The following is a 25,575-nucleotide window of genomic DNA, read 5'->3' as shown; positions in this document are numbered from 1 at the left end:
GACCATTGATTCCCGGTAATGTTCATACCGTTGGTCGTAAAGCACCGGCGATTCTGTCTCAGGCCCGGATCACATGGTTTTGAGGGGGCTGACCGTACGTCAGAACGCAGGCCCGGTGCTCATCATTAAAGTCGGCAAGTCATGCTTTGCATCCTGGCTGAACAAACAGGCCGACGTGATGGTGCATAATGCCTGAATTTTTACCGGGTCATGGGACTACTTATGAAAATTGCCATCCTTTGCGGTTCTGTCTTCGGCGCAGCAGAAGACGTTGCCCGGCATGCCAGCGGCCTGCTGCGCAGTGCCGGCCACGAAGTGCTGCTCAATTCGCGCCTGACCCAGGCCGAACTGCTGGGCTTTGCCCCTCAGGCGTTGTTAGCGGTGACCTCCACCACCGGCATGGGTGAACTGCCCGACAATATCCAGGATCTGTACTACCAGCTGCGCGATGAACTGCCCGCCAGCCTGCGCGGCCTGCCGGGCGCAGTGATCGCGCTGGGTGACAGCGCCTACGATGACACGTTCTGTGGCGGTGGCGAACAACTGCGCGAGTTGTTCGGCGAGCTGGGCGTCAATGAGGTGCAGCCTATGCTGCGCCTGGATGCCAGTGAGAGCGTCACCCCGGACACCGACGCCGAGCCTTGGCTGGCTGAGCTGATTGGCAAACTCGCCTGACGGCGGGCCTGCTCCAGACTCAGGGCCTGCGTACCCGGCCCTGCAGTTTGTATTTCATGAACCACAGGTTGAAGGGGGTCAGCAGGCTGCGCTTGTTGCTTGCGGTGTCGAAAAAGCCGTCTAGAACATGGCCGGGCTTGCTCTCGGCGTTGGCACTCGGCTTGGCCAGCATGGGAGTGCCGGTCAGCGGATCCATGACGTAGCCGGCGGCTTTGCCTTTGGGCGTGATGGTCCAGACGCCGTTGTTATGGGCGTAGTCGGGCTCCGGTAACGGTTGGCGCTGAACGGTGCTGGACCTGTGTACGATCTTGTCTTTGATACGCGTATCCCGATCATATTTCTCGAAACGGCGATCGAGCTGGTCATGTTCAGTGCCTTGCGCTGAAAAGTGGTTGATCATCTGTGCCATGAACTGCAGATCACTGCCGTTGCTGTAAGGCTGGAAGCCGGGATCAAATGCGAATTTTAGAAAACCCTTATCAAGACGAGTGCTTTTGAAATGAGTGCTGTTCAGGATGTTTTTGATTGTCAGAGCATTTTCTTTGTTGTGGCTGAATGAAATCCGATACCCATCACGATCAAATTTGTTAATGTGATTCTGGTTGATCAAAACCCGGCCATTGTCCAACTGTCGATACTCCGCGAGGTCATAGGCCAAGTCATCGACAAACTTTAGATCGACGCCTTGTCGCTGACTGTACTCATACATATCGGCTACTAGGGTACGATCTTCTTTGGTCAGAAAGTCATAGGTGCCACGCCGCATATTGACTTCGCTTCTGCGCTGGCCGGGCTCGATCAATGGATGTTCAAAATTGCCATACAGACGCAATATCAACGTTTGATAGCCAGTTTTTTGCTGCGCATTAGCTGACTTTCCAGATGTAACCACGGTCGCTGAGATTTCAGTTGTTTTTGGCTCAGAACGGTCTGATGTGAACATCTGCTCGATTAAGCGGCCAGTGTCCGTCTTATCGTGCTCAAGCTTATCTGAAAGGTTCTTCTGACTGCCAATCGACTCCAGACGCTGGGCATAATCTTCCGGGTATTGTGCTTGCGCCATGGCCGACAGTTGTCTGAAGTGATTCTGCGCCTGGCGTGTCGTGTCACCAATCCGGCCGTGTACGCTCAGTTCCATTTGTGCCGCGCGCACGAACGTTTGCTGCTGCGCACCTTGCAACGCTTTGTATTCTTGCCAGGCAGCCTTGCGCTCACTCAGGCTGAACGTCTGGCTGTCGTCCCAGATAATCAGTGTCAGGCTGCTGTTGGGTAGACCCTGAAACGGATTACTGCCTTTGCCGGCAAGAAAATTTACTGCTCGACGCGCTTGCTCCGATAGTGTGGCAGTCATCCCGTCCACTGATCTGGTTTGGTGGCCTTGGTCATTACGGTCAGTAAGTTGTAAAACTAAACGATGAGATTCGGCTTTTACCTCATCGTTTGTGAGGCGACTCTCTCGGTTTAAAGCGTGCGTGGCCGCTGCACTCAGTTGTTGGGCGAGACTTGAGAAAGTATTTGATTCATGGGGCGAGCGTTCGAATTTCTCTATATTTCCGGTATCAGAGCTTGTGGGCACTGGCTGCGATGTTGTTCGGGTGACGGATGAGGTATCGCCATTGATTCTTATCATTGTGATTACTCATTGATGAAGGGAGCACCCTTGTGAGATTTTTGGTGGCACTACTTGTGAATGAAGCCCGGTAAAGCTACCGGGCCTCGGGGTGAGTCAATAGGTATAATGGAAAACAATTTTGTCTTGTCCGGCAGGTCGCCCAGGTTTTTTTCCTCCCTTTATCTTGTGCCTGATCATTGCTCGAGAGTAGTAGTCAAAGACATGCTGGTTGAAGATTTCGGTATGGTCAGAGGCATTGGGGCTAATATTTTCACAGAGTTCTACCGTTGTACTGCCGTGTGGGTAATAGCAAAGCTCGACCTTTTCATTCAGGTTTTCCGGGTAATGAGTTGTGTGCCACTCGATCTTGCTCAGTTTTTTGGGCTTGCTTCCGACTCCTTTCGGGAAGTCTGAAACCCGAATGTAAAAGAGAGAGACGCTACTACCGTCCTTTACAATGTTGATTTGTCCGGGATTGGCGACTTTTTCAATGCGGTCTTGGGCGGCGTGGCCGTAAGTCGATGCGAGAATCAATGTGATGAACAGTGCTTTTTTCATTTTTTATGCCTTGTTTTTATTCGCGCTGCAGGCCCATCAGTGGGCGGGGGATAGATCAACGCAATTATTTGCGTCGAGAGATAATTTATCTTTAAACATATTCTCCGAAAAAATGTTGTAGTCCGCTCTCTGAAGATTTAGTAGGAATATTCTTCGATTTTAGATGTTGTGCAGTGCTTATCAAAAGACTTGGCATGCTTCGTGTTCAGGTGGTTTTTATTGTGGGCTGGGTTTTTGCGTGGGAAGTTTCTGGCGGGGCTGTACGTACGGTCTTGATTTTAAAAGTGGCGTTCACGAAAAGTACTAAGCGCCGATAGAACAGGAGAATCCTTTTAGCGATCAGGAGTGCTCTCATGGTGAGTTCCATATGGGGTGAAATGCCGCAAGTCGAGATCAGAACGCCCAAGGCACGCGAAACCGCCCCCGTCGCTTCTTCTGAACAGGCCCGACAGGTACTACGTGAAATCGGTGAAAACGCGATTGCACTCAATACCCCGGCCATGGAGCGGCAACGAATGAAGCCGTTGTTCAAGGACTTCAATCCTGAACAGATCACTCCCAAAGAGCTCAGCAAAGCCGGCATGGTGTTGTACAAGTTCGGGCTGATCGACAACCTGACTGCCGACCTGATGAGCCGCGCCGGGGCGGAGTTCGACAAGAATGGCAAGGTGATCAATGCCGATCAGCCGATCAATGCTCTGGAGTTTCTGGCCCAGCGCATCGTCGAGATGAAGGAGAAAACACTCTGGGGTGATCGCTATGCCGAGGCGCTGTTGCCCGATTACATCCGCACCATTCACATCGTCCAGAACCTGCGGGTGTTTGCCGAGTCCGGCGATAGCCCGGAGATGGTCAAGATCAAGGCACAGGAGCGCAACGGCACGAGGCCGGTGACGCGCAATGCCACGGCGCCTTAATGCAGGCGGCTGGCCGGCAGCTGGCTCAGACGCTCGGTCAGCCGCAGGCGTTGCAACGGGTCTTCGCTCAGCAGCAGGGCATGCTCGAGGTCGAAGCGTTCCGCCTGCGGACAGTCGAGGGTCTGGTACAGGCTGGCGCGGGCCATGTGGTCGCTGCTGGTCGCCTGGCCCAGTTCCATGATCCGGTTGGCATCCATCAGCGAGGCCAGAAAGTCGTCGTTGATCTGATGCAGGTGACGCAGGTTGCGTGACATGCGCTGTAACAGGCTCAAAGGGCTGGCGCGCATCATGTGTTCGGCGCGCAGCGGCATGTCCGGGCCGAACTGGCGGACCAGCAGCTCACGGCAATCTTTGGGATACAGGCGTCGGCCATTGCATGGGTCGAGTACATGATCGGCACCCGGCACGCGCAGCAGGAAGTGTCCGGGAAAATTCACCCCTTCGAGCTCGATGTTCAAGCGTCGTGCGATTTCCATTGCGATCAGGGCGATACCCAAGGGCTGACCGCGACGCCGCTGGATGATCCGGTGCAGCAGGGCAGACTCGGCTTTGGGCGGGTTCCATTCGTCACGCTGAAAGCCCAGATGGCTCATTTCACGCAGCAGTGGCTGGGCAAGTTCTGCCGCCGGCAACGCCGGCAATGCAACGCTGATGTCGTGCAGCAGATGATCCATATCGTCATTGATATGGTCGGGAAGAAACGTCGGGTCGTGTTCGGCGCCGATCCATAGCGCGGCTTCGAACACCGCAGGCGGGGTCCGTTGCAAACACCTCAGGCAGTGTTGGCGTGGCGTCATGACCGTTCCCCCAGTGATTGTTTGCAGACACGCCTCTGTTTTAGTCCTCTGGTCAATATTCGTCCAGCGCCAGATGCATTCAGCACGGCGTTTAAATGCTTTCAAAAGTTGTGCGCTGAATCAGGCCTCGTGCGGATCTCGACGCAAGCACCAGCGCGCATATTTTCCGAACCGGACTACGATTGACATAGGTCTATGCCGATTCCCAAGCGCGCAGCACTCAGGCCTTGGCATAACACCTTATGAGTGTCGGCTGGCGCCATTACCCGGTGCTGTCGACGGTTCCATGCAGCCACAAGCCGCGAACCACGACTATCACGCATGACCTGCGTGTCTGGAGTAGGCAATGTCCAATAACAAGAGTGAGCTGGCGTACACCCGCTACCTGGCCCCCGACGGCCAACTGACTGCCCCTTTACCCGCCTGGGCTGACGACTTCAATCTGCTGACCCGCCTCTATCGGCAGATGGTCCTGACCCGGCTGTTCGATCAGAAAACCATCGCTTTGCAACGCACTGGCCGGATCGGCACCTTTGCCCCGTGTCTTGGTCAGGAAGCCATCGGCGTGGCCATTGGCAGCCTGATGCGCGGCGAAGACGTGCTGGTGCCTTACTACCGCGACACCGCCGTGCAACTGATGCGCGGGGTGCGCATGGATGAGATTTTGCTGTATTGGGGCGGTGACGAGCGCGGTAGCGCCTACGCCGAGCCCAGCGTCGCCCAGGACTTTCCGCTGTGCGTGCCGATTGCGACCCAGGCGCTGCATGCCTGTGGCGTGGCCAGCGCCTTCAAGGTGCGTGGCGAGCATCGAGTGGCGGTCACCACCTGTGGTGACGGCGCGACCAGCAAGGGCGACTTTCTAGAAGCGCTTAATGTGGCTGGCGCTTGGCAGTTGCCGGTGGTGTTCGTGATCAATAACAACCAGTGGGCGATTTCTGTGCCGCGGCGCATTCAGTGCGGCGCACCGACCCTGGCGCAAAAGGCCATAGGCGCCGGCTTTCAGGGTGAACAGGTCGATGGCAACGACATCCTCGCGGTCTACGACCGTATGCAGGTGGCGCTCGACCGGGCGCGCAAGGGCAAGGGCCCGGTGGTGCTGGAATGCCTGAGTTATCGGTTGGGTGACCACACCACGGCCGACGATGCCACCCGTTACCGTTCGGCTGATGAAGTGCGCCAGGCCTGGAACGAAGAGCCGATCAAGCGTCTGCAGAGTTTCATGGCCGTCCAGGGCATCTGGGACGAAGGCCGTGAGCAGGCGCTGGTCAGCGAGTGCCAGGCGCTGATCCAGGAGGCGGTCAATGCTTATGAGGCGCATGAGCTGCAACCTGCCATTTCGGCGATGGACCACGTCTATGCCCGCTGGCCGGCAGCCTTGGCCGAGCAGCGTGAGTGGTTCCTGGAGCGGGTCGCACGGCGTGGCGGAGGCGAACACCATGAGTAATGAAAAAATCACCTTGCTCGAAGCGGTCAACCTGGCCTTGCACCGGGCCATGTCAGAAGACGAAAACATTGTGGTGCTGGGCGAAGATGTCGGGGTCAATGGCGGGGTGTTCCGTGCCACACAAGGGCTGCGCGAGAGCTTTGGCTTCAAGCGCGTGATCGACTCGCCGCTGGCCGAAACCATGCTTGGCGGTCTGGCCGTGGGCATGGCGGCGCAGGGCCTCAAGCCGGTGCTGGAAATCCAGTTTCTGGGCTTTATCTATGCGGCCATGGAACATCTGGTGTCCCATGCCAGCCGGCTGCGCAACCGTACCCGTGGCCGGCTGACCTGCCCGATGGTGCTGCGTGCGCCAATGGGCGCGGGTATTCGTGCCCCGGAACACCATAGTGAAAGCACCGAGGCGCTGTTTGCGCACATTCCCGGTCTACGCGTGGTGATTCCTTCTTCGCCGGCTCGCGCTTACGGGCTGCTGCTGGCCGCTATCGACGACCCGGACCCGGTGATTTTCCTGGAGCCGACCCGGCTCTATCGCATGAACCCGCAAGCACTGGTCGATGACGGCAAACGCCTGCCTCTGGACACTTGCTTCACCCTGCGTGAGGGCAGCGATATCACCCTGGTGAGTTGGGGCGCCAGTGTGCATGAGACCCTGCAGGCCGCCCAGGCGCTGGCCGAGCGCGGGGTGTCGGCGGAAGTCATTGATGTGGCGTGCATCAAGCCACTGGACCTCGACACTCTGGAAGCATCGGTGCGCAAGACTGGCCGCTGTGTGATTGTTCACGAGGCGCCGCGTTCCTGCGGGGTCGGCGCCGAGATCGCCGCCAGCCTTTACGAACGGGCCTTGCTCGACCTGCATGCGCCGATCCAGCGCGTCACCGCCCCGGACATCCCGCCGCCGCTGTACCGGCTGGAACAGCTGTACATGCCTGGTGTCGAGGACATTCTTCACGCCTGTGACACCGCGCTGGAATACGCCTGAGACCCGAGGAGGTTTGCGATGAAATTTTTCAAACTGCCCGATCTGGGCGAAGGTTTACAAGAAGCCGAAGTGGTGCAGTGGCACGTCAAGGTGGGCGATAGCGTAAAGGCTGACCAGTTGCTGGTATCGGTTGAGACTGCCAAGGCGCTGGTGGACATTCCGGCGCCCTATGACGGCGTGGTAGGTAAACTGTTTGGTGGCGATGGCGACATTCTGCATGTGGGCGAACCGTTGATCGGCTTTGAAGGCGAGGGCGATAACGGTACGGTGGTGGGCAAGCTTGAAGCCGGTGGCAGCCTTGAGGATCAATTCTTTGTCGGCGCGGCGCCCTCTACCCGTGAACACCTGGCCACCCGCGCCACGCCGGCAGTCCGCCAACTGGCCCGGCAATTGGGGGTAGAACTGGCCAGCCTGACAGGTACTGGTGGCGACGGGCTGATCAGCCGCGCCGATGTTGAACGCGCCGCCCAGGCCGAGCGTGACCGCTTTGGTGGCCAGAAGCTGCGCGGCGTACGGCGCAGCATGGCGATCAATATGGCTCGCTCGCATGCTGAAGTGGTGCCAGTGACCCTGTATGCCGATGCTGACCTGCATCGCTGGGACAAGGCCCGTGACCCGTTGGTGCGGCTGGGCAAGGCCATGGCTGAGGCGTGCAAGGTCGAGCCGGTGCTCAACAGTTGGTTCGATGGCAAGTCATTGTCGATTCGCCAGCACGAGCATCTGGACCTGGGCATTGCCGTGGACACGCCGGATGGCTTGTTCGTGCCGGTGTTGCGTGATGTGGGCAATCGCCAGGCGGATGACCTTAAGGAGGGGCTGAGCCGGTTGCGTGCAGACGTCAAGGCGCGCTCTATTCCGCCTCAGGAAATGATGGGCGCGACCATCACCCTGTCGAACTTCGGCACCTTGTTCGGCCGCTACGCCAACCCGGTCGTGGTGCCGCCACAGGTGGCGATACTCGGCGCCGGTGGCATTCGTGATGAACCGGTGGCGGTTGACGGGGCTGTGGTGATTCATCCAATCCTGCCGTTATCGCTGTCTTTCGATCACCGGGCAGTGACTGGCGGCGAGGCCGCGCGGTTCTTCAAAGCGCTGGTGCAGGCTCTGGAGCAGCCTGAGTAACGGCCATGGCCAGTTGATCCGTCAGCCAGTGTGACGCTGACGGATCAACCGTGTCGCCAAACCGTCACTCGGATTCGGCATCATTGAACAGCTCGTTCAAGGCGTCCGGCTGGCTCTTGAAGGCGCGGGCGAATACATCACGGTTCTTGGCCATGTAGATACCGGCCTCTTCTACCTGATCTTCGCTCAGCGAAGGTACGGCTTTGCTCAACACTGTTGCCAGCAACTCGGCGAGTTCGAGCATCTTGTCATGACGATCAGCTTCGGCTTTATCCATGAACAGGCGCTCCAGATCTCGGCTGCTGCGGTATACCACTTCGACGGCCATTCACCACCTCACAAGCCTTCCAGACAGATATGGGTTAACTGTATTTTTATACAGTGGTAAGAATAAGCCATCTTTGCGTTTGTGGAAAGTGGCCCGTGCATTCTTTTCCAGACACCACTTTTTATAGGCAAAGCTTTGCCTTGCGACAACTGACCGCGCCCAAAGGACTGGATATGGCCTTGTTCCTGCTTTACAAAGCCCGCGCCAACACTGTGATTGGTTTTTAAGGAAACAGAGCATGAAATGGGCGAACAACAGCCGTAAACGTATGCACGATGGTGCCAACTCCATCGGCAACCTGCTGGTGGAGGGGTTTCACTATCTCGGTCTGTTTGCCATTGGCGCCGTGACGGCATGGGCTTCGATCATGGCGTTCATGGACATGGTCGACAAACGCCACGCCAGTGTCGATGACATCCTGCTGCTGTTCATCTATCTGGAGCTGGGGGCGATGGTCGGGATTTACTTCAAGACCAACCACCTGCCAATCCGCTTTCTGCTGTACATCGCCATCACCGCGCTGACCCGCTACCTGATTGGCGACGTGTCCCACCACAAGGCGCCGGACATCGGTCTGTTGTACCTGTGTGGCGGTATTTTCTTCCTGGCGCTGTCGGTGCTGGCGGTGCGTTATGCGTCCTATCAATTCCCGTCGAGCAAGGCGATCGATGCCTCGGGAGAAGAGGTGGGCGATAACGTGACGGAGAAGTGAGGCACGATCACCTTTAGCAAAAGCCCGCTGTTGGAGCAGCGGGCTTTGTTATGGAGCATGGTTTCAGACGCCGACCGCCAGGCTTGGGCGGTTGCTCAGCCAGTTGCGCTGTGGAGCTGGCGCTGCAAGTTGCTTGAGGCGGTCCTGGTCGGTCATGGCTTCAAGGAGAGTCACGGCGCTGTGGCCCTGTTCGATGGCAATGCCGAATTGCACGCTTTCTATCAGCCGCTGCAGGCGTTTGGGTTCATTGCGCTGCTGCGGGCTGATCAGCCGCTTGGCGACCACGCCAGACTCGTTCGACAGGGTCAGCATGATGCTGCCATCCAGCCCTTGAATGCTGAGGTTCACCCGGTACTGCGGGGCAAACGTGTCAGTGATCAACTGAAAGGGATTGTCGGGGGTGTCCATCATCGGTACCTGCTCATGGATTCTGCATAAGTTGACCGGGCTCATATCCTTTGGTTCTCAGCGACGGATAAGCGGTCAGCAATTGGCCGTCATGGCAAGGTAGCGGTAATGTTCATGATGCAGTGGCACATGAGCGACCGGTTTGATGCCGCAGACGACGTAACAGCATGCATGCTTCAAGCCAGTTGCGACCAACGGTGCCGGTAAATCGCAGGCACAAAAAAGCGGGCCTTGCGGGCCCGCTTCTGGCTGCTCGGTGAATTGATCAGACCAGTTTTTCGGCTTCTTTTTCCTGTTCTTTTTCGAGGAATTCTTCCTGCAACAGAGCATCGGTGTTTTCAGATGCCAGCGGGAATCCGTTTTGCGCAGCGCTACGGTGTTTGTCACGCAATTTGCCGATCAGATGCTCCAGGGCACTGTCGAGTTTGGTCGCAGCACTTTCAACGGCCTGATCGACAGAGCCGGCTTTGCTGGTCACGGAAATAGGCTGATGGCCTTTGGGGCGAGCTTCGATCTGGCAGCGAATGTCATCAGGGCCGGATTTGTCGCCGTTTTCATCGCGCAGATGGACTTCAACGCGAGTGAGGTAATCGTCGTAGCGTTCGAGCGTGCTTTCAAGGGTAGAACGAACCCAACTCTCCAGTCGGACACTGCTTTCGATGTGGTTGTCGCTATTGACCTGGATTTGCATAGTCGATCCTTACTAGGGCTAACTCGTGCTTGAGCGAGGCGGCACGTTTGCTCCTGAGCAATCAGTCACATTTCGGCCGCGCTCAATCACAGTGTTGGCGCTAATCGATTCATATTTCAAGCCCCTGTGTGGAAGAAATATTTCGCTGCAAAAAATTCATATGGCTTAAGATCTGTCTCCACAGGAGCGGATTCAGCCGCTAAATTCGGCAAAAAAACCTAAATTCGCGGCTAAAGCCGCTCCTGCGCCTGGAGACGAGCTGCGTCAGAATGCCACTGAAGTCTGCAGGTAAATCGTGCGTGGTTCGCCCACGTATTTGCCCTTGTTGTTGTCGTCGAACGAGCGGGTGTAGTACTCGCGGTTGAAGATGTTCTTCACCCCTACTGCCACGTTCAGGTCAGACAGTTTCGGGCCAAAATCATAGGCGGCGCGGGTGCTGAACAGCATGTAACCCGGAATCCGTCCGGTGCTGCCGTCGGCGCTTTCGGCTGAGGTATTGGCGTTGTCAGCGAATTGGTCGCTCTGGAACGCGCTGTCGAGATTGAGCTTCCATGGACCTTCGGTATAGCTCAGGCCCAGCGTACCTTTGTGTTTGGACGAGAACGGCACACGATTGCCCTTGTTCGGCCCGTCTTCGCGGATGGTCGCGTCAACATAGGCGTAGCTGGCGTAGACGTCGAAGCCGGCCAGCGCCGGGTTGAGCGCGTCGAGCGCGTAGTTGACGCTGGTCTCGATACCTTGATGACGGGTTTCGCCGCGGGCGATCACGCTGTCGTTGGTCTGGTTGCTCTCGTACTGGTTGTCGAAGTTGATCAGGAACACGCCGATCTCGGCCCGCAGAGGGCCATTGTCGTAACGCGTGCCCAGCTCCCAGGTGCGGGCTTTCTCGGGTTTGACTTCGCCACCGGCGACCCGGTTGGGCATCTGGCTGTACTGCACGCTGCCGAACGAGCCTTCGGTGTTGGCATACAGGTTCCACTCGTCAGTGACGTGATACACCACGTTCAGGGCCGGCAGCGCGGTATTGTAATCGCCCTGGTATTTGACGCTGGTCAGCTTGTTCGTCTGCGCGGTGTCGATCATCTCGTAGCGGATGCCCGGCGTGATGGTCCATTTGCCGATGTCGATACGGTCGTCGATGTAGAACGCATTGGCTTCGGTGGCGCCGCGGGTATCACGGTCGTTGCGGCTGGCGGTGGTCGGCAGGGCGCCGGTCACCGGTTCGCGAAAGCGCAACTCATGGCCCGCTTCGTTGACATAGCGATAGCCCACACCGACTTCATGCCAGCTTTCGCCCAGTGCGAAACCTTGTGAGAAGCGGGTTTCCAGGCCGCGCACCCAATACTCGCGCGGCGACAGCGAGACGAACGAAGCCTGGTCGAGATAGCCACTGCGCAGGGTCTTGGTGAAGAACGTATTGGCAGTGAATACCCGGGCGTCTTGCTCATAGCGGTAACCGAAGTTCACCAGCGTGCGGCGGCCCCAGAACTTGTCTTTCAGGCGTGTCGACTGGTACGGATCTTCCTTGTAGGCCGCCGTGCTCAGGCCACCGGGCATGTCGGCTTCACCTTCGTAGTACTGGGCCATGGCGTTGAGGCTGTTGGCCTCATCGATCTGGTACTTGCCCTTGAGGATCAGGTCGTCGATCTGCGTATCGCTGTGCTCGCGCCAGTCGCTGCCGCGCACGCCGGAGTACAGAATCGCGCCCCCCAGGCCGTTTTCAGCGGTGCCACCGGCCAGCAGGTTGCCGGTGGTTTTCAAGCCGTCCTGGCTGGACGACGGGCTGACCTGGGTCTGCACGCTGGCTTTGACGGTCGGCTCATCGGGGATCGCACGGGTCACAAAGTTGACGATCCCGCCGACGTTCTGCGGGCCATAGCGCACCGCGCCGCCGCCACGCACCACGTCCACCGCGTCCATGTTGCCGAGGCTGACCGGTGCCAGCGACAACTGCGGCTGGCCATAGGGCGCGAACGGCACCGGGATGCCATCCATCAATACCGTGGAGCGTGCCGCCAGGCGCGGGTTGAGACCACGAATGCCGAAGTTCAGCGCCATATCGTGGCTGCCGGTGCCATTGTTCTCCGGGGCGTTGACGCCGGGAATGCGGTTGAGCACTTCGCGGGCACTGCTGGCACCGCTGCGCTCAAATTCCTCACGGCGGATCACATCACGGGCACCGGCATGCTCGAAAACGTTGTCTTGTTTGGCTTCGCCCAACCAGTCGCCGACGATGCTCGACGCGCCCAGTTCGATCGGGCCGCTGACTGCCGGGCTGGCCGCTTGCAGGGTGAAACCGCCCTGGCCATCGGCCTGGGCTTGCAGGCCGGTGCCTTGCAGCAACGCGGCCAGCCCCTGTTGCGGTGTGTACTGGCCTTGCAGGCCCTGACTGCGCAGGCCATTGGTCAATTGCGAGCCATAGGAAATCAGCACGCCGGACTCACGGCCAAACTGATTCAGCGCACTTTCCAGTTCGCTGGCGGCGATGTGGTAAGTCTTGGCGGGTGCTTCGGCGTAGGCCGGCAACACACCGGTCAGCGCCAGGCTGGCACCAAAGATGACGTGGCGCAGGGTGCGTACCAATGGGTGCAAAGGGGCAGGGCGGGCAGACATTCGGGGTGTCCTTTTGATGAGGATTGAGTGGTGCTTTCCCTGTCTGTCACGCGAGCCGGGCAAAACGGCTCAGGTTTTTTCATCTATTTTTCGGCCTTCAAACGTTGGCCTGCACACTCACCCAATAACGGGTGTAACGCCGCACCTTCACCGGTAGTGCTACTTCGAGCATGTCGAGAATGCGTTCACTGTCGGCCAGCGGGTAACTGCCGGAAATCAGCAGGTCGGCGATACGCTCGTCGCACTTGAGGCGGCCATGGCGGTAACGCCCCAGCTCCAGCAGAAAGTCGGCCAGCCGCATGCGCGAAGCGACCAGCATGCCGTCGGCCCAGGCGCCGTTGCCGGCATCCACCGGTTGCACCTTGCCCCAGCCGTTCGCTTCGAAACTTACTTGCTGACGGGCCTTGAGCAGCAGCGGCGCCCCCGGATGCTCATGCGGGATGATCTGCACGCTGCCGGCCAGCAACGCCAGGTGCGTACGGCCATTGAGCTGGCGCAGGTTGAAGCGGTTGGCGCTGTTGCCAGCCTCGATGCGGCCTTCGGCAGTCAATAGATTCAGCGGGCGATGATCGACGGCGGTGCTGATCAGCAGTTCGCCCTGGCGCAGGCGAATCAGCCGCGCTTGCGTATCAAAGTGCACATCCACGGCACTGGCGGTGTTCAACTGCAACTGGCTGCCGTCGTCCAGGGCGATTTTGCGTTGCTCACCCACGCGGCTGGAATAGTCAGCCAGCAACGCCTGCACCGGCAACTCATCACGCAGGCTCCAGCCCAGCGCACTGCCGCCGCCCAGCAGTATCAATAGTTTCAGCGCCTGGCGCCGCCCGGCGGACTTCGGCGCCCCGAGGGTGGCATGGGCCAGTGGCGACGACAGCCCGCCCAGGCGCTGATTGACGCGCTGAATATGCGCCCAGGCACGCTGATGCTCGGGATGGCCGTTGAGCCATTGTTGCCAGGCTAGCTGGCGTGTCGGGCTGAGCGCGCCGTCCTGCATTTCAATCAGCCAGCCGACCGCTTGCTGCGCCACGGCGGGGGAGATGTCGGAGCGATTGAGCGATTCGCCGTTCATGTTCAGAGCGCGAAATAGCAGCGTAGCGCCGCTTTGTTCAGGTGGCGTTTGACCGTGGCAATAGAGATGCCCAGCTGGGCAGCAATTTCACCATGGCTCAGGCCGTCGATCTGCGACAGCAGGAACGCGCGCCTGACCGGCATGGCCAGACCGTCGAGCAGACGATCAAGCTCGACCAGGGTCTCAAAGATGATTGCCCGCTCTTCTTCAGACGGCGCGTAGCACTCGGGTAAGTCGGCCAGCGCCTGATACCAGGCCTGTTCCAGATCCTGACGGCGGTAGTGATTGCTCAACACCCGTTTGGCAATGGTGGTCAGGAACGCCCGGGGCTCTACCAACTGCGCTGTGTCACGGGCCAGCAGCACCTTGACGAAGGTGTCCTGGGCCAGGTCGGCGGCATTGTCCGGGCACCCCAGGCGGCGCCGCAGCCAGCCGGTCAGCCAGCCGTGATGCTCCTGATACAGGCCTGCGACAGTCTGGTTTACGCTGGGCTGGGCGATGGGCATGGCGTAGACAATCCACGACGAGCGAGAAAGGGTGGCGATTCTGTCAGACTCTTTTGCTTGTGAGAATATTTATCATTACTATTGCCGGGTTTTTTCCGCATTCTTTATGGGTGTGGTGTGTTTGACCGGCCAGTAACAGGCACTTGTGAATGCTGTTCTGGATCCTTATTCATCTCTGTCGCGAGCCCCTTAGATGGACGGCACCGTTACCAACCCTGCGCCCAAGGCCGCAGCCCGCGCGCCCCGGCCGAAACAGACCGGCGTCCCGGTTGCTTACCGGCTGGCCGTGGCTTCACGCTTTATTGTCGCAACATTCGGTGGCTACCTGCTGGCCTCGCTGTCGAGCATCTGCCTGGCCCTCTGGCTGCCGTTGCCCCGTGCCGAGGCGGTACTGGCAGGGATGATGTTGTCGTTTCTCGCGTATCTGGGCGCGTTCATCTGGTGCTTCTCGTGCCGCAGCGCCTGGCATGCCTGGGTCGGCACGCTGCTGCCTTGCGCATTGCTGGGGGCGGCCTGGGCTGCGACGCGGTGGTTGTCATGAAAGAGGGCTTGCGTCAGGCCATGGCCTGGTTGCACACCTGGCTCGGGCTGATCTTTGGCTGGCTGCTGTTTGCGATTTTCCTGACCGGAACGCTGTCGTACTTTCGTGCCGAGATCACTCACTGGATGACCCCGGAGCTTGAGGTGCGGGCGCTGGACTCCGCGCAAAGTGTCCGCGTGGCCCAGGATTATCTGCAGGAGAAATCGCCGAGCGCCGTGCGCTGGTTCATCAACCTGCCCGAACAACGCGATCCGACGATGAACGTGGTCGCGGTCGGCAAGCCCGCCAAGCCGGGTGAGCGTGGCAAGTTCGAGCGGGTGACCCTCGACCCGCTGACCGGCACTGAAATACAGGCACGCGAAACCCGTGGCGGTGATTTCTTCTACCGTTTCCATTACCAACTGGAAATGCCTTACCCATGGGGCCGCTGGCTGACCACGATCGCGGCCATGGTGATGTTCATCGCCTTGATCACCGGCATCATCGTGCACAAGAAAGTCTTCAAGGAGTTCTTCACCTTCAGGCCCGGCAAGGGCCAGCGCTCCTGGCTGGACGGCCATAATGCGTTAGGCGTTCTGGTGCTGCCGTTCCACCTGATGATCACCTACAGCAGCCTGTTGTTCTTCGCCTCGCTGGTGATGCCGGCGAGCATCATCACCACCTACGGTGACAACACCAGAGCCTTCTATGACGAGTTGTACCCGGCCTCGGCGGCCCCCAAGGCGCAAGGTGTGGCGGCACCGCTGATTCGCCTGGATTCGTTGCTGAGCATGGCCGACGAGCGCTGGGGCGAGAACATGATTTCCCGGGTGACCATCGACAATCCGGGTGATGCCAATGCCAGAGCGACTCTCTACCGTAACGGCCATGACCGAGTGACCCGCCAGCAAGGCGATACCCTGGTCTTCGATGCCACCAGCGGTGCGCTGTTGTCTGACAGCCTCCCTGCCAAAGCCGCACCATCGCTGATTACCGAAGGCTTCTGGGATCTGCACATGGGGCAATTCGCCAATATCGTGGTGCGCTGGCTGTACTTCGTATTCGGCATCGCCGGCACCGCGATGATCGGCACGGGGCTGGTGATGTGGCTCGGCAAGCGGGTGCTTAAACATGCCAAGAGCGGTGTGCTGCCGTTCGAGTTGCGGCTGGTGCAGATCCTCAATATCTCCAGCATGGCCGGGCTGATGCTTGCCGTGGTCGTGGTGTTCTGGGCCAATCGGCTATTGCCGGTGGGCATGCCAGGGCGCGAAGACTGGGAGGTCAATGCATTTTTCATCATCTGGGCGCTGTCAGTGCTGCACGCCGCATTACGCAATGGGCAAACCGCCTGGCGTGAGCAGTTGGGGCTGGGCGCGTTGCTGTTTGGCGCGTTGCCGCTATTGGATATTGTGACCAGCAGCCAGTACCTGCTGACCTCGCTCAAAGGCGGCAGCTGGGTGCTGATCGGCTTCGACCTGACGGCCTTGGCCACCGGCCTGCTGCTCGGCTGGGCGGCGCTGAAATTCAGGAACCGCCCTGAAGCTGCGGCCAAGGTGCGCAAGGCCCCACGCCCGGCGGCTGCGTTACCGGAGCCGACGGACATGACCGGTGCCGTGATCAAGGAGGCCAACTGATGCTGCTGCCTGCCTTGCTGTGTTACTCGGGCTTTACGGCGCTGTGCCTGTCCATGGAGCGCCATTACAGCGACCTGCTGGCTGGCAAACCTTCAATGCAGCGACGCCGTGGCCTGAAAATCACCGGCTGGCTGTTGCTGGTCGTGGCCGGCTGGCTGGCAGTCGCTACCCGTGGCTGGGCGATGGGGCTGGTCGAATGGACGGCAGCGTTGATGGGCAGCGCAGTGCTGTTGGTGTTTCTGATGCCCTACAAACCGCGCTGGATCCTGCCGCTGGCGAGCGCCGGATTGCTGGTAGCAGCGGCTTTAGCCGCAATACTGGTCACTTAAGTGCTTCATGTCGTCGGTGGGAGCGACCTTGGTCTGGGCGGCATTCCGACGAAGAGGCCAGTAAGAACACTGCATTGGTAGCAGATGTTGTGACTTTACTGGCCTCTTCGCGGCTAGAGCGGAGCGCCGTCTGTGTGCGTCTGCAAGGTCCTTTCGCAGGACGTGCGAAAGACCTGGCGATACTCACCCGGTGTTGCCTCCAGCGTTTGACGAAACCGGTTGGTGAAGTGGCTGGCACTGGCAAATCCGCAGGCCAGCGCCACCTCACCCAGCGGCTGGGTGGTCTCGCGCAATAACCGGCAAGCCCGCTGCAAACGACGCTGCAATACATAGCGATGTGGTGGCGTGCCGAAGCTCTCGCGAAACATTCGCGCAAAGTGATACTCCGACAGGGCGCACAGCCCGGCCAGTTGCCCCAGGCTCAGGGGCTGGTCCAGTTGCGTTTCAATGAACTCGCGTACACGTCGGCGCAGGTGCGGAGCCAGACCGCCTTTGAGTTGCAGCCCTGCACGCAGGCCGACCTGGGTCAGTACCGCATGGCTGAGCATTTCATGAGCCAGGCTGCTGGTCAGCAGACGTTCGCCCGGTTCTTGCCAGTTGAGGCTGATCAACTGTTGAAAGTGCGCGGTCTGCCGGGCGTCATCGAGAAAGGTGTTTTCCTGCAGTTGCAGCTCCCGAGGTTCGCGGTCCAGCAGGGTGACGCAGCCCAGCGCCAATTGCTCAGGGCTGACATACAGATGCGCCAGGCGGATCTGGCCGTTGATGACCCACGCTGATTCGTGGCCAGCCGGCAGCACACATAATTTGCCCGGTGCACCCTTCTGGTCGGGCTGATCCCGGCGAAAGGTGCCAGTCCCATCGGCGATATAGCACGACAGGGTGTGGTGGCTTGGCGAGTGGTATTCGCGCAGGTCATGGTGGTTGTTCCATTGCGCCGCAATCAAACCGTCGCCCAGCCACGCACTGCGCTCCAGGCGGGCGTGGGGTGAACTGTTCAATGACTGGAAGACCTGAATGGTGTCGAGCGCGGACATGATGACTCCTCTATGGCGCTATCCTACGCCGCACGTGGGTGCTTGCCATCGGGCCTTCGTACAAATGCGCAAGATTGTGCAAGCGGGTCAGCTCGCCGCTACGCAGACTCAAGGCTCATTCAGGAGTCTGCGTCATGAATCTCTCGCTTTATCTGGCCACCGTACTGATCTGGGGCACCACCTGGATCGCCTTGAAGCTGCAACTGGGCGAAGTGGCAATTGCCCTGTCGATTGCCTATCGCTTTGCACTGGCCGCGCTGGTGCTGTTCGCCTTTTTGCTGCTCAGCGGCCGCTTGCAACCACTGAGCCGTCGCGGACAAGGCATTTGCATGGCTCAAGGTCTTTGTCTGTTCTGCCTGAACTTCCTGTGCTTCTACACGGCCAGCCAGTGGATCCCCAGCGGCCTGATTGCCGTGGTGTTCTCCACCTCCACACTGTGGAACGCGCTCAATGCACGGCTGTTCTTCGGCCAGCGCATTGCCCGTAATGTGCTGCTGGGCGCGCTGCTGGGCCTCAGTGGTCTGGCGTGTCTGTTCTGGCCTGAGCTGGTCGGGCATACGGCCAGCCGCGAGACCCTGATCGGCCTGGGCCTGGCCTTGCTGGGCACCTTGTGTTTCTCGGCCGGCAACATGCTCTCCAGCCTGCAGCAGAAGGCCGGTTTCAAGCCGCTGACGACCAATGCCTGGGGCATGCTCTATGGCGCGTTGCTGCTGAGCCTGTATTGCCTGGTCAGCGGTGTGCCGCTGCACTTCGAATGGAACGTACGCTATGTCGGCTCACTGCTGTATCTGGTCATCCCAGGCTCGGTGGTTGCCTTCACCACTTACCTGACCCTGGTCGGCCGCATGGGCCCGGAGCGCGCGGCCTACTGCACCGTGCTGTTTCCGGTGGTGGCGCTGAATATCTCGGTGTTTGTCGAAGGCTACCAGTGGACCCTGCCGGCGCTGTTCGGGCTGGTGTTGGTGATGGCCGGTAACGTGCTGGTGTTCAGCAAGCCGCGCGCCGTGCCGGGCACGGCGGCGGGCAAGCTGGCCTGATCAGCCCTTCCACACTTGCGGGTTGACCAGATTCTGCGGCCGCTCACCGAGCAGGGCGCTGCGCAGATTCTGGTAGGCAAGGTCAGCCATGGCCTGGCGGGTCTCGGTGGTGGCCGAGCCAATGTGCGGCAGGGTCACCGCGTTGCTGAGCTTGAACAGCGGCGACTCCGACAGCGGCTCCTTCTCGTAGACGTCCAGGCCTGCGCCGCGAATGGTGCCGTTGTGCAAGGCTTCGATCAGCGCCGGCTCGTCTACGACCGGTCCACGGGCGATATTCACCAGAATGGCGCTTTTCTTCATCAACCCCAGCTCACGCTTGCCGATCAAGTGATGAGTCTTGTCGCTTAACGGCACCACCAGGCAGACGAAATCAGCCTCGGCCAGCAGTTGATCCAGGCTACGGAACTGCGCGCCCAGCTCTTGTTCCAGTGCGCTTTTACGGCTGTTGCCGCTGTACAGGATGGGCATGTTGAAACCCAGCCGACCGCGTCGGGCGATGGCTGCGCCGATGTTGCCCATGCCGACGATACCCAGGGTTTTCCCGTACACATCAGTGCCGAAATGCGGCGGCTCGATACTGCGCTTCCAGTTACCGGCCTTGGTGTAGGCATCGAGCTCCGCAACGCGGCGGGCGCTGCTCATGATCAGCGAAAAACCAAGGTCGGCGGTACTTTCGGTCAACACGTCCGGGGTGTTGGTCAGCGCAATACCGCGCTCAGTGAGGTACTCGACATCATAATTGTCGTAACCCACCGAAATGCTCGACACCACTTCCAGACGCTCAGCCGTCGCCAGCTGCTCACGCCCCAGCTTGCGCCCCGAACCGATCAACCCGTGCACCTCGGGCAATGCCTCGTTGAACTGAGCATTGATATCGCCCTTCTTCGGGTCGGGAATAATCACGTTGAAGTCCTGCGCCAGGCGTTCGGCCATCTCCTGATTGACACGGCTGAAGGCGAGTACGGTTTTTTTCATTGTGCGTTCACTCTTGAGCGGATGAATGAGTAGCACGCTAACATTCCCCCGCGCACAGGTCAGCCGTTTTCTTGTCGTACAACCGATGAGTGGCAAAACACATCGAGGACCTCAAGCTGCTGCGACAACCTCAGGGCTTGTGCTGGTGCCGTTGATGTTGCTTTTGCTTTTCGAGCGGAGATGGCACAGATGACGCGAATCGCGACTTGGGTGCTGGCCGAGGGTAGGCGTCGATTTGGGGGAGAAACCGACATGGATGTCGGTTTCAGGTGCGCTGGGCAGGACGCCCATCGCGCCGGCCCCCGAATCGGCGCCGGACAGAGGGAAGTCCGCCCGCAGGGCGGACCCAAACCAGGAGCAAGCAGTTTTCCCCCATTTTGCTGCTTTCAAAATGGGGTCGCCCGTCGGGGCGAAACCCGCAGTCCAGACAACCGCGGCAAAGAACCTGACTGCAAACTTTTCGGCGCTTTCGTCGGCAACCGGAGCGCCGGCCGGCCACTCCCACCGGACTTGTGTCGTACTCAAGAGGTACTCATCACGCCGCCTCTGTGAAAGCGGCCAGCGCACCGCATAGCCTCAATCCAGCGTATACACCTGCAAATCCGCCTCATCGGCCGCCAGAATCTCCGGCAAGGTGCTGCGCAGATACTCCACCCAGGTCTTGATCTTGGCATCCAGGTACTGCCGCGATGGATACACCGCATACAGATTCAGCTCCTGGAAGCGATAGCGCGGCAAGACCCTTACCAGCGTGCCGTCACGCAGGCCGTCGATGGCCGAGTAGATTGGCAGAATCCCCACGCCCATGCCGCTGGCAATCGCTGTCTTCATCGCTTCGGCCGAATTGACCAGAAACGGTGAACTCTTCAGCGTGACCATCTCCTGGCCATCCGGGCCGGTAAACGGCCACTTGTCCAGCGGAAACACCGGGCTCACCAGCCGCAGGCAGTCATGCCCCAGCAAGTCTGCGGGCTTATGCGCCATGCCCCGCGCCCTGATGTACGCAGGTGAGGCACAGACGATGCTGTAAGTGATGCCCAGACGCTGCGATACAAAGCCCGAGTCCGGCAATTCACTGGCCAGCACGATCGACACGTCGTAGCCATCTTCCAGCAGATCCGGCACCCGATTGGTCAGGGTCAGGTCAAACGCCACATCCTGATGGTCACTGCGGTAGCGGGCGATGGCGTCGATCACGTAGTGCTGGCCAATACCAGGCATCGAATGCACCTTGAGCAACCCGGCCGGTCGCGCATGGGCATCACTGGCCTCGGCTTCGGCTTGTTCGACATACGCCAGAATCTGCTCGCAGCGTTGCAGGTAGCGCTTGCCGGCTTCGGTCAACGCGATGCGCCGCGTGGTGCGGTTCAGCAGGCGGGTCTGCAGGTGCGCTTCGAGATTGGAGACCGCACGGGAAATATTCGCAGTGGTAGTGTCCAGTTGTGCAGCGGCCGCAGTAAAGCTGCCCGCTTGCGCCACACAACTGAAGGCGCGCATGTTTTGCAGGGTGTCCATGGAACTTCTCGGAAGCAACGTCAATCACGGTTGTAGCAAATTGTGACACGAAGTAACCAGCCTCTGTCCATCCTCCTTTGGCGATTATTTCCGTTTCGGTAACAAAGATTCCCTTTTTACCCTGCTTATCGCTTTCCTGAGCCCGCCCTAGAATCGCCGTCATTCAGACAGTCGCGTTATTTCTCCGGGAATTTGCAGCCTTGCCGCGTTGCCTCATCAGAGCGCTTGAAACGTTCAATGTCCTGGCAGTATCCGTGTTACTCAACGGCTGCATTTCCACCCAAGGCATCCAGCCGCACACCGATCTGCTACCCACCGCCGAACTGGCCATTGACCTGGCCAACCGTGACGCCCACTGGCCGGCGACGCAGTGGTGGCGTGCCTATGGCGACCCGCAGTTAGACACCTGGATCGCACGCGCCAGCCGTGGCAGCCCGAGCCTGCAAGCGGCAACTGCGCGGGTTCGCGAGGCTCAGGCCATGGCCGGTGTTGCCCAGTCACGTGAGGCTGCGCAGCTCACTAGCGGTGGCCGCCTGGCCCGTAGAGGCTGGCCCGACGATGGCTTTTATGGCCCTGGCAATCTGGCTGACTCCCACACCTGGGACAACAATGCCGGCCTGAACCTGAGCCTGGATCTTGATCTCTGGGGGCGTGAGCGTAACGCCAGCGAGCGGGCACTGGATATCGCTCAGCAACGCGCCGCCGAGCAGCGTCAGGCGCAACTGCAATTGCAGGGCAATGTCATCCACGCCTATATCCAGTTGGCCTTGCAATATGCGCAGCTCGACATTCTTGAGGCGACGCTGGCCCAGCAGGTGCAGATTGCCGAGCTGGCCCGGCAGCGTCTGCAAGCCGGTATCGGCACCCAACTGGAGGTGAGCCAGGCCGAAGCATCGCTGCCGGAGACTCATCGGCAGATCGACGGCGTGCATGAAGCCATTGAGCTGAGCCGCCACCAACTGGCCGCGCTGGCCGGGCTTGGGCCGGAGCACGCGGCGAGCCTCAAGCGGCCGTTACTGACACTCCACCAGCCGTTGCCATTGCCCACTGCTGTGCCTGCGCAACTTCTGGGTCAGCGCCCCGATGTGGTTGCCAGCCGCTGGCAGGTCGCCGCCCAGGCGCGGGGCATCGCCGTGGCGCAAGCGGGCTTCTATCCCAATGTCGATTTGACTGCCAGCCTCGGCTATATGGCCACCGGTGGCGGCATGCTGGAGTTCTTGACCGCCAGTAAGCTGGCGTACAACGCAGGCCCTGCCATCAGCCTGCCGATCTTCGACGGCGGGCGTCTGCGCGGCGAGTTGGGTCAGGCCAGCGCCGCTTACGACCTGGCGGTGGCGCATTACCGGCAGACCCTGGTCAGCGCCCTGCAAGGCATCGCTGACCAACTGGTGCGGCGTCACTCCCTTGAGCAGCAACAACGTCTGGCTGCCGAGTCAGTGGCCAAGGCCAATGAGCTGTGCGCCCTGGCGCGCCTGGCCTGGCAGCGCGGGCTGGTCGACTACCTGAGTGTGCTGCACAGCCAGACCCGCCTGTGGCGCCTGCAGGGTATCGAGCAACAGGTCGAGGCCGCGCGGTTAAGCGCTTATGCAGACTTGTCGATCGCTTTGGGTGGGGGCCTGCAGGCCGGCCAGGATTCTCCTGCCGAACCGCAGTTAAAGGCCCCGCAGATACCTGCCGGCCTGGCGACAAACCACAACTAGAAATCACCTCTGGACATAGACCTGATGAGCGTTAGCGTGCCCGAAGCTGCCTTGCCCTGGCGCCGGGAATTTGATGTGTGGTTGCGCAGCGACGGCGTTACCTGGGTGTATATCGCCAAGGTCTTGCTGGCGGTGTATCTGACTTACTGGCTGGCCTTGCGTCTGGAGTTGCCGCAGCCGCGCATCGCGGTAATCACGGTGGTTCTGGTCATGCAGCCGCAAAGTGGTCAGGTGTTTGCCAAGAGCTTCTATCGGCTGCTCGGCACCCTGGTGGGGTCGAGCATGATGGTGCTGCTCATGGCGCTATTCGGGCAGGACTCAGTGCCGTTTCTCGGTTGCCTGGCCTTGTGGGTGGGGCTGTGTGCGGCGGGGGCTGCGCGCTTTCGCAACTTTCGCGCCTACGCCTTCGTACTGGCCGGCTACACCGCCGCGTTGATCGGCCTGCCGAGCCTGGCGCATCCGGAGGCCGCGTTCATGGCGGCGGTCTGGCGCGTGCTGGAGATTTTTCTCGGCATCGTCTGCTCCACCCTGGTCAGCGCTGCGATCCTGCCGCAGAGCGCTGGCGCCGCGCTGCGCAACAGCTTGTTCCAGCGCTTTGGCCGCTTTGCCCGCTTTGCCGTGGACGGATTGCGTGAGGGCCATCCGCCAGACGCCTTCGAGGCCGGCAATCTGCGCTTCGTTGCAGAGGCTATCGGCCTGGAAGGGCTGCGCAGTGTGACCCTGTTCGAAGACCCGTACATGCGGCGGCGCAATGGCCGGATCAACCGCCTTAACAGCGAGTTCATGGCCGTCACCACGCGCTTCAATGCTCTGCATCAGTTGCTGGAGCGCCTGCGCAGCCAGCAACTGACGAGGGTGCTCAAACGCATCGAACCGGGCGTGCTCAGCCTGGCGAGTTTGCTGGAAAGTTGCGCCGACCATGCCCTGACTCTGGAAGCGGCGGCGCGGCTGGTGATTGGCCTGGAATACTGGAAACAAGAGCTGCCGCCACGGGTACGGCAGATGCGCCGCGAACTGGAGGCCGATAGCCCCAGTGAAGCCGAGCGGCTGGACTTTCACACGGCGTTCGAACTGCTGTACCGGCTGGTCTGCGACCTGCACAACTATGCGCAGACCCACGCCTCGCTGGCCGACCACAACCACGTGCGTGAACAGTGGCAAGAACCCTTCGTCAATCGCACTAACGCCATGGCGGCATGGGGCGCCGGGGTTCGCGCCAGCCTGGTGGTCGGCCTGCTCAGTGCCGGGTGGGTGCTGACCGCCTGGCCCAGTGGCGCGACCATGATCGTGGTCGCGGCGGTGACCGTGGCGCTGTCCTCGATGAACGCCAACCCCTGGCGTCTGTCGCTGCAGATCGGCTGCGGTACGGCACTGGCGGCGCTGCTCGGCTTTGTCGAGACCTTTGTGGTCTTTGCGCATATCGACGGTTTCGCGCTGCTATGCATGGTGCTGGCGCCAGTGTTTGTGGTCGGGACCTTTCTGTCCTCACGGGCGCAGTGGAGCGGCTATGGTCTGGGCCTGTTGCTGTTTTTCTGCATGGGTTCACTGCCGGGCAATCTGGCCCATTACGACCCGTCGGCGTTTATCAATGATTACCTCGCCATGCTGGTGGCCATGCTGGTTTGCACAGCGGCCGGCGCAGTGATCCTGCCGCCCAACAGCCGCTGGATGTGGCGCCATCTGGAGGACGACCTGCGCCGCCAGGTGGTGTTTGCCATCAGCGCGCCGCTCAAGCGTCTGGGGTCGAGCTTCGAAAGCCAGACCCGCGACGTGATGCACCAGGCTGACGCCTTGGCCGCTGGTAAGCCGCAGGTGCAGCGCGAGTTGTTGCGCTGGATGTTCGTGGTGCTGGAGATCGGCCACGCGATCATCGAGCTGCGCCGCGAACAGGCGCTGCTGCCGGTCCATCCCAGCTATGCGCAGCATCGCTCGTGGCGGCTGTCGATCCGGGTCATGGGCCGTGCGCTGATCCGCCTGTTCATCCAGCCCGATGCACGCAACCTGGGACACAGCCTGGCAGCCGTGGACCGGGCGATTGCCAGGGTCAGGCACACCGAAGAGCCATTTGCCTCGCATTTCGAGACCTCGCCACTGCGCCGGGTCGAGAGTTATCTGCACTTTATTCGCACCTGCCTGCTCGATCCGCAATCGCCGCTGGCGGGGTTCGGTCAGCCACTGCCTGTTGCGGGGGGGCCAGATGCTGCGTGAGATCGCTGTGTTCGACCTGTACATGCCGGGCATGGGCTTGCTGTTTGTGCTGGCCATGCTGTTTGCCTGGCTGTTGGACCGGTTGCTGGCGAGCCTGGACCTGTACCGCCTGTTCTGGCACCCGGCGTTGTTGCGCCTGAGCCTGTTTGTCTGTGTGTTCGGCGCTCTGGCGCTGGGCCTCTATCGTTGATG

Annotated in this window: 26 protein-coding genes; 13 read left to right on the top strand and 13 right to left on the bottom strand. The window is 60.1% G+C overall.

Annotated elements, in window-relative coordinates; all coding sequences use genetic code 11:
- Window positions 1-222 precede the first annotated feature (222 nt).
- A complete protein-coding gene (locus PSCI_RS03865) occupies window positions 223-675 on the top strand; it encodes a flavodoxin (RefSeq protein WP_045483048.1) in 453 nt (150 codons plus the stop codon).
- 19 nt (window positions 676-694) lie between these two features.
- Here PSCI_RS03865 and PSCI_RS28150 read toward each other — a convergent pair whose 3' ends face one another.
- Both PSCI_RS28150 and PSCI_RS03855 read right to left on the bottom strand, forming a co-directional pair.
- Complete coding sequence (locus tag PSCI_RS28150; RefSeq protein WP_144403189.1) at window positions 695-2,305, bottom strand: hypothetical protein; 1,611 nt, start codon at window positions 2,303-2,305, stop codon at window positions 695-697.
- A 96-nt stretch (window positions 2,306-2,401) separates the two neighbouring features.
- Window positions 2,402-2,845 (bottom strand): hypothetical protein, encoded by a 444-nt coding sequence (locus PSCI_RS03855; RefSeq protein ID WP_045483046.1) that lies wholly within the window; start codon window positions 2,843-2,845, stop codon window positions 2,402-2,404.
- Between the two features lie 353 nt (window positions 2,846-3,198).
- Between PSCI_RS03855 and PSCI_RS03850 the strand changes: the two genes are divergently transcribed.
- Complete coding sequence (locus PSCI_RS03850) at window positions 3,199-3,762, top strand: hypothetical protein (protein WP_045483044.1); 564 nt, start codon at window positions 3,199-3,201, stop codon at window positions 3,760-3,762.
- Here PSCI_RS03850 and PSCI_RS03845 read toward each other — a convergent pair.
- Entirely contained in the window at window positions 3,759-4,559 is an 801-nt protein-coding gene (locus PSCI_RS03845; protein WP_045483042.1) for a SirB1 family protein, read from the bottom strand. The genes PSCI_RS03850 and PSCI_RS03845 overlap by 4 nt on opposite strands.
- Before the next feature lie 346 nt (window positions 4,560-4,905).
- Between PSCI_RS03845 and pdhA the strand changes: the two genes are divergently transcribed.
- The 3 genes from pdhA to PSCI_RS03830 are packed head-to-tail and all read left to right on the top strand — an operon-like array spanning window position 4,906 to window position 8,104.
- Window positions 4,906-6,003: a pyruvate dehydrogenase (acetyl-transferring) E1 component subunit alpha gene (pdhA, locus tag PSCI_RS03840; protein WP_045483040.1), complete on the top strand. Its 1,098-nt coding sequence runs from the start codon at window positions 4,906-4,908 to the stop codon at window positions 6,001-6,003.
- Window positions 5,996-6,982, top strand: a complete 987-nt coding sequence (locus tag PSCI_RS03835) for an alpha-ketoacid dehydrogenase subunit beta (RefSeq protein ID WP_045483037.1) — start codon at window positions 5,996-5,998, stop codon at window positions 6,980-6,982. The genes pdhA and PSCI_RS03835 overlap by 8 nt, the downstream gene beginning before the upstream one ends.
- Window positions 6,983-7,000: 18 nt before the next feature.
- Window positions 7,001-8,104: a dihydrolipoamide acetyltransferase family protein gene (locus tag PSCI_RS03830; RefSeq protein WP_045483034.1), complete on the top strand. Its 1,104-nt coding sequence runs from the start codon at window positions 7,001-7,003 to the stop codon at window positions 8,102-8,104.
- 64 nt (window positions 8,105-8,168) lie between these two features.
- On the opposite strand, the gene PSCI_RS03825 is transcribed toward PSCI_RS03830, so the two are convergent.
- Window positions 8,169-8,432, bottom strand: a complete 264-nt coding sequence (locus PSCI_RS03825; protein ID WP_045483031.1) for a YebG family protein — start codon at window positions 8,430-8,432, stop codon at window positions 8,169-8,171.
- A gap of 238 nt (window positions 8,433-8,670) precedes the next feature.
- Here PSCI_RS03825 and PSCI_RS03820 point away from each other — a divergent pair, with 238 nt between their 5' ends.
- Window positions 8,671-9,144 (top strand): phosphate-starvation-inducible protein PsiE, encoded by a 474-nt coding sequence (locus tag PSCI_RS03820; protein ID WP_045483028.1) that lies wholly within the window; start codon window positions 8,671-8,673, stop codon window positions 9,142-9,144.
- Window positions 9,145-9,207: 63 nt separating this feature from the next.
- On the opposite strand, the gene PSCI_RS03815 is transcribed toward PSCI_RS03820, so the two are convergent.
- From PSCI_RS03815 to PSCI_RS03795, 5 genes are all read right to left on the bottom strand, one after another.
- Window positions 9,208-9,552 carry a DUF3509 domain-containing protein gene (locus tag PSCI_RS03815; protein ID WP_045493773.1) on the bottom strand — a complete coding sequence of 115 codons (345 nt, stop codon included), beginning with the start codon at window positions 9,550-9,552 and terminating at the stop codon, window positions 9,208-9,210.
- A 265-nt stretch (window positions 9,553-9,817) separates the two neighbouring features.
- Window positions 9,818-10,243, bottom strand: a complete 426-nt coding sequence (locus tag PSCI_RS03810; RefSeq protein ID WP_045483025.1) for an HPF/RaiA family ribosome-associated protein — start codon at window positions 10,241-10,243, stop codon at window positions 9,818-9,820.
- Between the two features lie 264 nt (window positions 10,244-10,507).
- Window positions 10,508-12,856 (bottom strand): TonB-dependent Fe(3+) dicitrate receptor FecA, encoded by a 2,349-nt coding sequence (gene fecA / locus PSCI_RS03805; RefSeq protein ID WP_045483022.1) that lies wholly within the window; start codon window positions 12,854-12,856, stop codon window positions 10,508-10,510.
- A 97-nt stretch (window positions 12,857-12,953) separates the two neighbouring features.
- Complete coding sequence (locus PSCI_RS03800; RefSeq protein WP_442965442.1) at window positions 12,954-13,925, bottom strand: FecR domain-containing protein; 972 nt, start codon at window positions 13,923-13,925, stop codon at window positions 12,954-12,956.
- A gap of 2 nt (window positions 13,926-13,927) precedes the next feature.
- The gene (locus PSCI_RS03795) at window positions 13,928-14,431 is read right to left on the bottom strand and encodes a sigma-70 family RNA polymerase sigma factor (RefSeq protein ID WP_045483016.1); all 504 of its coding nucleotides are present in this window, start codon (window positions 14,429-14,431) and stop codon (window positions 13,928-13,930) included.
- A 193-nt stretch (window positions 14,432-14,624) separates the two neighbouring features.
- Between PSCI_RS03795 and PSCI_RS03790 the strand changes: the two genes are divergently transcribed.
- Genes PSCI_RS03790 through PSCI_RS03780 form a run of 3 tightly spaced genes read left to right on the top strand, consistent with a single transcriptional unit; the run spans window position 14,625 to window position 16,914 of the window.
- On the top strand, window positions 14,625-14,972 hold the full coding sequence (locus PSCI_RS03790; RefSeq protein WP_045483014.1) for a DUF3649 domain-containing protein: 348 nt from the start codon (window positions 14,625-14,627) through the stop codon (window positions 14,970-14,972).
- A complete protein-coding gene (locus PSCI_RS03785; protein WP_052483345.1) occupies window positions 14,969-16,585 on the top strand; it encodes a PepSY-associated TM helix domain-containing protein in 1,617 nt (538 codons plus the stop codon). The genes PSCI_RS03790 and PSCI_RS03785 overlap by 4 nt, the downstream gene beginning before the upstream one ends.
- Complete coding sequence (locus PSCI_RS03780) at window positions 16,585-16,914, top strand: DUF3325 domain-containing protein (protein ID WP_045483011.1); 330 nt, start codon at window positions 16,585-16,587, stop codon at window positions 16,912-16,914. Before PSCI_RS03785 ends, PSCI_RS03780 begins: the two co-directional genes overlap by 1 nt.
- A 113-nt stretch (window positions 16,915-17,027) precedes the next feature.
- On the opposite strand, the gene PSCI_RS03775 is transcribed toward PSCI_RS03780, so the two are convergent.
- Window positions 17,028-17,948, bottom strand: coding sequence for a helix-turn-helix domain-containing protein (locus PSCI_RS03775; RefSeq protein WP_045483008.1), 921 nt, complete (start codon window positions 17,946-17,948; stop codon window positions 17,028-17,030).
- A 134-nt stretch (window positions 17,949-18,082) separates the two neighbouring features.
- Between PSCI_RS03775 and PSCI_RS03770 the strand changes: the two genes are divergently transcribed.
- Window positions 18,083-18,985: a DMT family transporter gene (locus tag PSCI_RS03770; protein ID WP_045483005.1), complete on the top strand. Its 903-nt coding sequence runs from the start codon at window positions 18,083-18,085 to the stop codon at window positions 18,983-18,985.
- Here the strand turns inward: PSCI_RS03770 and PSCI_RS03765 are convergent, their stop codons facing one another.
- The 3 genes from PSCI_RS03765 to PSCI_RS03755 all read right to left on the bottom strand — a co-directional run bounded on the left by PSCI_RS03765 (window position 18,986) and on the right by PSCI_RS03755 (window position 21,475).
- On the bottom strand, window positions 18,986-19,960 hold the full coding sequence (locus PSCI_RS03765) for a 2-hydroxyacid dehydrogenase (protein WP_045483002.1): 975 nt from the start codon (window positions 19,958-19,960) through the stop codon (window positions 18,986-18,988).
- A 111-nt stretch (window positions 19,961-20,071) separates the two neighbouring features.
- Window positions 20,072-20,485 (bottom strand): hypothetical protein, encoded by a 414-nt coding sequence (locus tag PSCI_RS03760; RefSeq protein ID WP_144403188.1) that lies wholly within the window; start codon window positions 20,483-20,485, stop codon window positions 20,072-20,074.
- Between the two features lie 51 nt (window positions 20,486-20,536).
- Entirely contained in the window at window positions 20,537-21,475 is a 939-nt protein-coding gene (locus tag PSCI_RS03755) for a LysR family transcriptional regulator (RefSeq protein WP_045482997.1), read from the bottom strand.
- 200 nt (window positions 21,476-21,675) lie between these two features.
- On the opposite strand from PSCI_RS03755, the gene PSCI_RS03750 reads away from it, so the two are divergent.
- From PSCI_RS03750 to PSCI_RS03740, 3 genes are read left to right on the top strand one after another with little or no spacing between them, the layout of a single operon-like run.
- Window positions 21,676-23,175 (top strand): efflux transporter outer membrane subunit, encoded by a 1,500-nt coding sequence (locus PSCI_RS03750; RefSeq protein WP_045482995.1) that lies wholly within the window; start codon window positions 21,676-21,678, stop codon window positions 23,173-23,175.
- Between the two features lie 24 nt (window positions 23,176-23,199).
- A complete protein-coding gene (locus PSCI_RS03745) occupies window positions 23,200-25,383 on the top strand; it encodes an FUSC family protein (protein WP_045482993.1) in 2,184 nt (727 codons plus the stop codon).
- Window positions 25,373-25,573, top strand: a complete 201-nt coding sequence (locus tag PSCI_RS03740; RefSeq protein ID WP_045482991.1) for a DUF1656 domain-containing protein — start codon at window positions 25,373-25,375, stop codon at window positions 25,571-25,573. Before PSCI_RS03745 ends, PSCI_RS03740 begins: the two co-directional genes overlap by 11 nt.
- Window positions 25,574-25,575 lie beyond the last annotated feature (2 nt).

The sequence above is a fragment of the Pseudomonas sp. StFLB209 genome (genome assembly GCF_000829415.1).
In the GTDB taxonomy this organism is placed as follows: Bacteria; Pseudomonadota; Gammaproteobacteria; order Pseudomonadales; family Pseudomonadaceae; genus Aquipseudomonas.
The sequence above is the reverse complement of the archived record's forward strand: the minus strand, read 5'-3'. Positions and strand labels throughout refer to the sequence as shown.

Coding starts and splice junctions, on each gene's coding strand:
- PSCI_RS03830 (WP_045483034.1), top strand. CDS start 7,001: ATGAAATTTTTCAAACTGCCCGATCTGGGCGAAGGTTTACAAGAAGCC.
- PSCI_RS03795 (WP_045483016.1), bottom strand. CDS start 14,431: ATGCCCATCGCCCAGCCCAGCGTAAACCAGACTGTCGCAGGCCTGTAT.
- PSCI_RS03810 (WP_045483025.1), bottom strand. CDS start 10,243: ATGCAAATCCAGGTCAATAGCGACAACCACATCGAAAGCAGTGTCCGA.
- PSCI_RS03850 (WP_045483044.1), top strand. CDS start 3,199: ATGGTGAGTTCCATATGGGGTGAAATGCCGCAAGTCGAGATCAGAACG.
- PSCI_RS03835 (WP_045483037.1), top strand. CDS start 5,996: ATGAGTAATGAAAAAATCACCTTGCTCGAAGCGGTCAACCTGGCCTTG.
- PSCI_RS03815 (WP_045493773.1), bottom strand. CDS start 9,552: ATGGACACCCCCGACAATCCCTTTCAGTTGATCACTGACACGTTTGCC.
- PSCI_RS03745 (WP_045482993.1), top strand. CDS start 23,200: ATGAGCGTTAGCGTGCCCGAAGCTGCCTTGCCCTGGCGCCGGGAATTT.
- pdhA (WP_045483040.1), top strand. CDS start 4,906: ATGTCCAATAACAAGAGTGAGCTGGCGTACACCCGCTACCTGGCCCCC.
- PSCI_RS03820 (WP_045483028.1), top strand. CDS start 8,671: ATGAAATGGGCGAACAACAGCCGTAAACGTATGCACGATGGTGCCAAC.
- PSCI_RS03765 (WP_045483002.1), bottom strand. CDS start 19,960: ATGAAAAAAACCGTACTCGCCTTCAGCCGTGTCAATCAGGAGATGGCC.
- PSCI_RS03775 (WP_045483008.1), bottom strand. CDS start 17,948: ATGTCCGCGCTCGACACCATTCAGGTCTTCCAGTCATTGAACAGTTCA.
- fecA (WP_045483022.1), bottom strand. CDS start 12,856: ATGTCTGCCCGCCCTGCCCCTTTGCACCCATTGGTACGCACCCTGCGC.
- PSCI_RS03770 (WP_045483005.1), top strand. CDS start 18,083: ATGAATCTCTCGCTTTATCTGGCCACCGTACTGATCTGGGGCACCACC.
- PSCI_RS03780 (WP_045483011.1), top strand. CDS start 16,585: ATGCTGCTGCCTGCCTTGCTGTGTTACTCGGGCTTTACGGCGCTGTGC.
- PSCI_RS03800 (WP_442965442.1), bottom strand. CDS start 13,925: ATGAACGGCGAATCGCTCAATCGCTCCGACATCTCCCCCGCCGTGGCG.
- PSCI_RS03865 (WP_045483048.1), top strand. CDS start 223: ATGAAAATTGCCATCCTTTGCGGTTCTGTCTTCGGCGCAGCAGAAGAC.
- PSCI_RS03855 (WP_045483046.1), bottom strand. CDS start 2,845: ATGAAAAAAGCACTGTTCATCACATTGATTCTCGCATCGACTTACGGC.
- PSCI_RS03755 (WP_045482997.1), bottom strand. CDS start 21,475: ATGGACACCCTGCAAAACATGCGCGCCTTCAGTTGTGTGGCGCAAGCG.
- PSCI_RS28150 (WP_144403189.1), bottom strand. CDS start 2,305: ATGATAAGAATCAATGGCGATACCTCATCCGTCACCCGAACAACATCG.
- PSCI_RS03825 (WP_045483031.1), bottom strand. CDS start 8,432: ATGGCCGTCGAAGTGGTATACCGCAGCAGCCGAGATCTGGAGCGCCTG.
- PSCI_RS03740 (WP_045482991.1), top strand. CDS start 25,373: ATGCTGCGTGAGATCGCTGTGTTCGACCTGTACATGCCGGGCATGGGC.
- PSCI_RS03790 (WP_045483014.1), top strand. CDS start 14,625: ATGGACGGCACCGTTACCAACCCTGCGCCCAAGGCCGCAGCCCGCGCG.
- PSCI_RS03785 (WP_052483345.1), top strand. CDS start 14,969: ATGAAAGAGGGCTTGCGTCAGGCCATGGCCTGGTTGCACACCTGGCTC.
- PSCI_RS03845 (WP_045483042.1), bottom strand. CDS start 4,559: ATGACGCCACGCCAACACTGCCTGAGGTGTTTGCAACGGACCCCGCCT.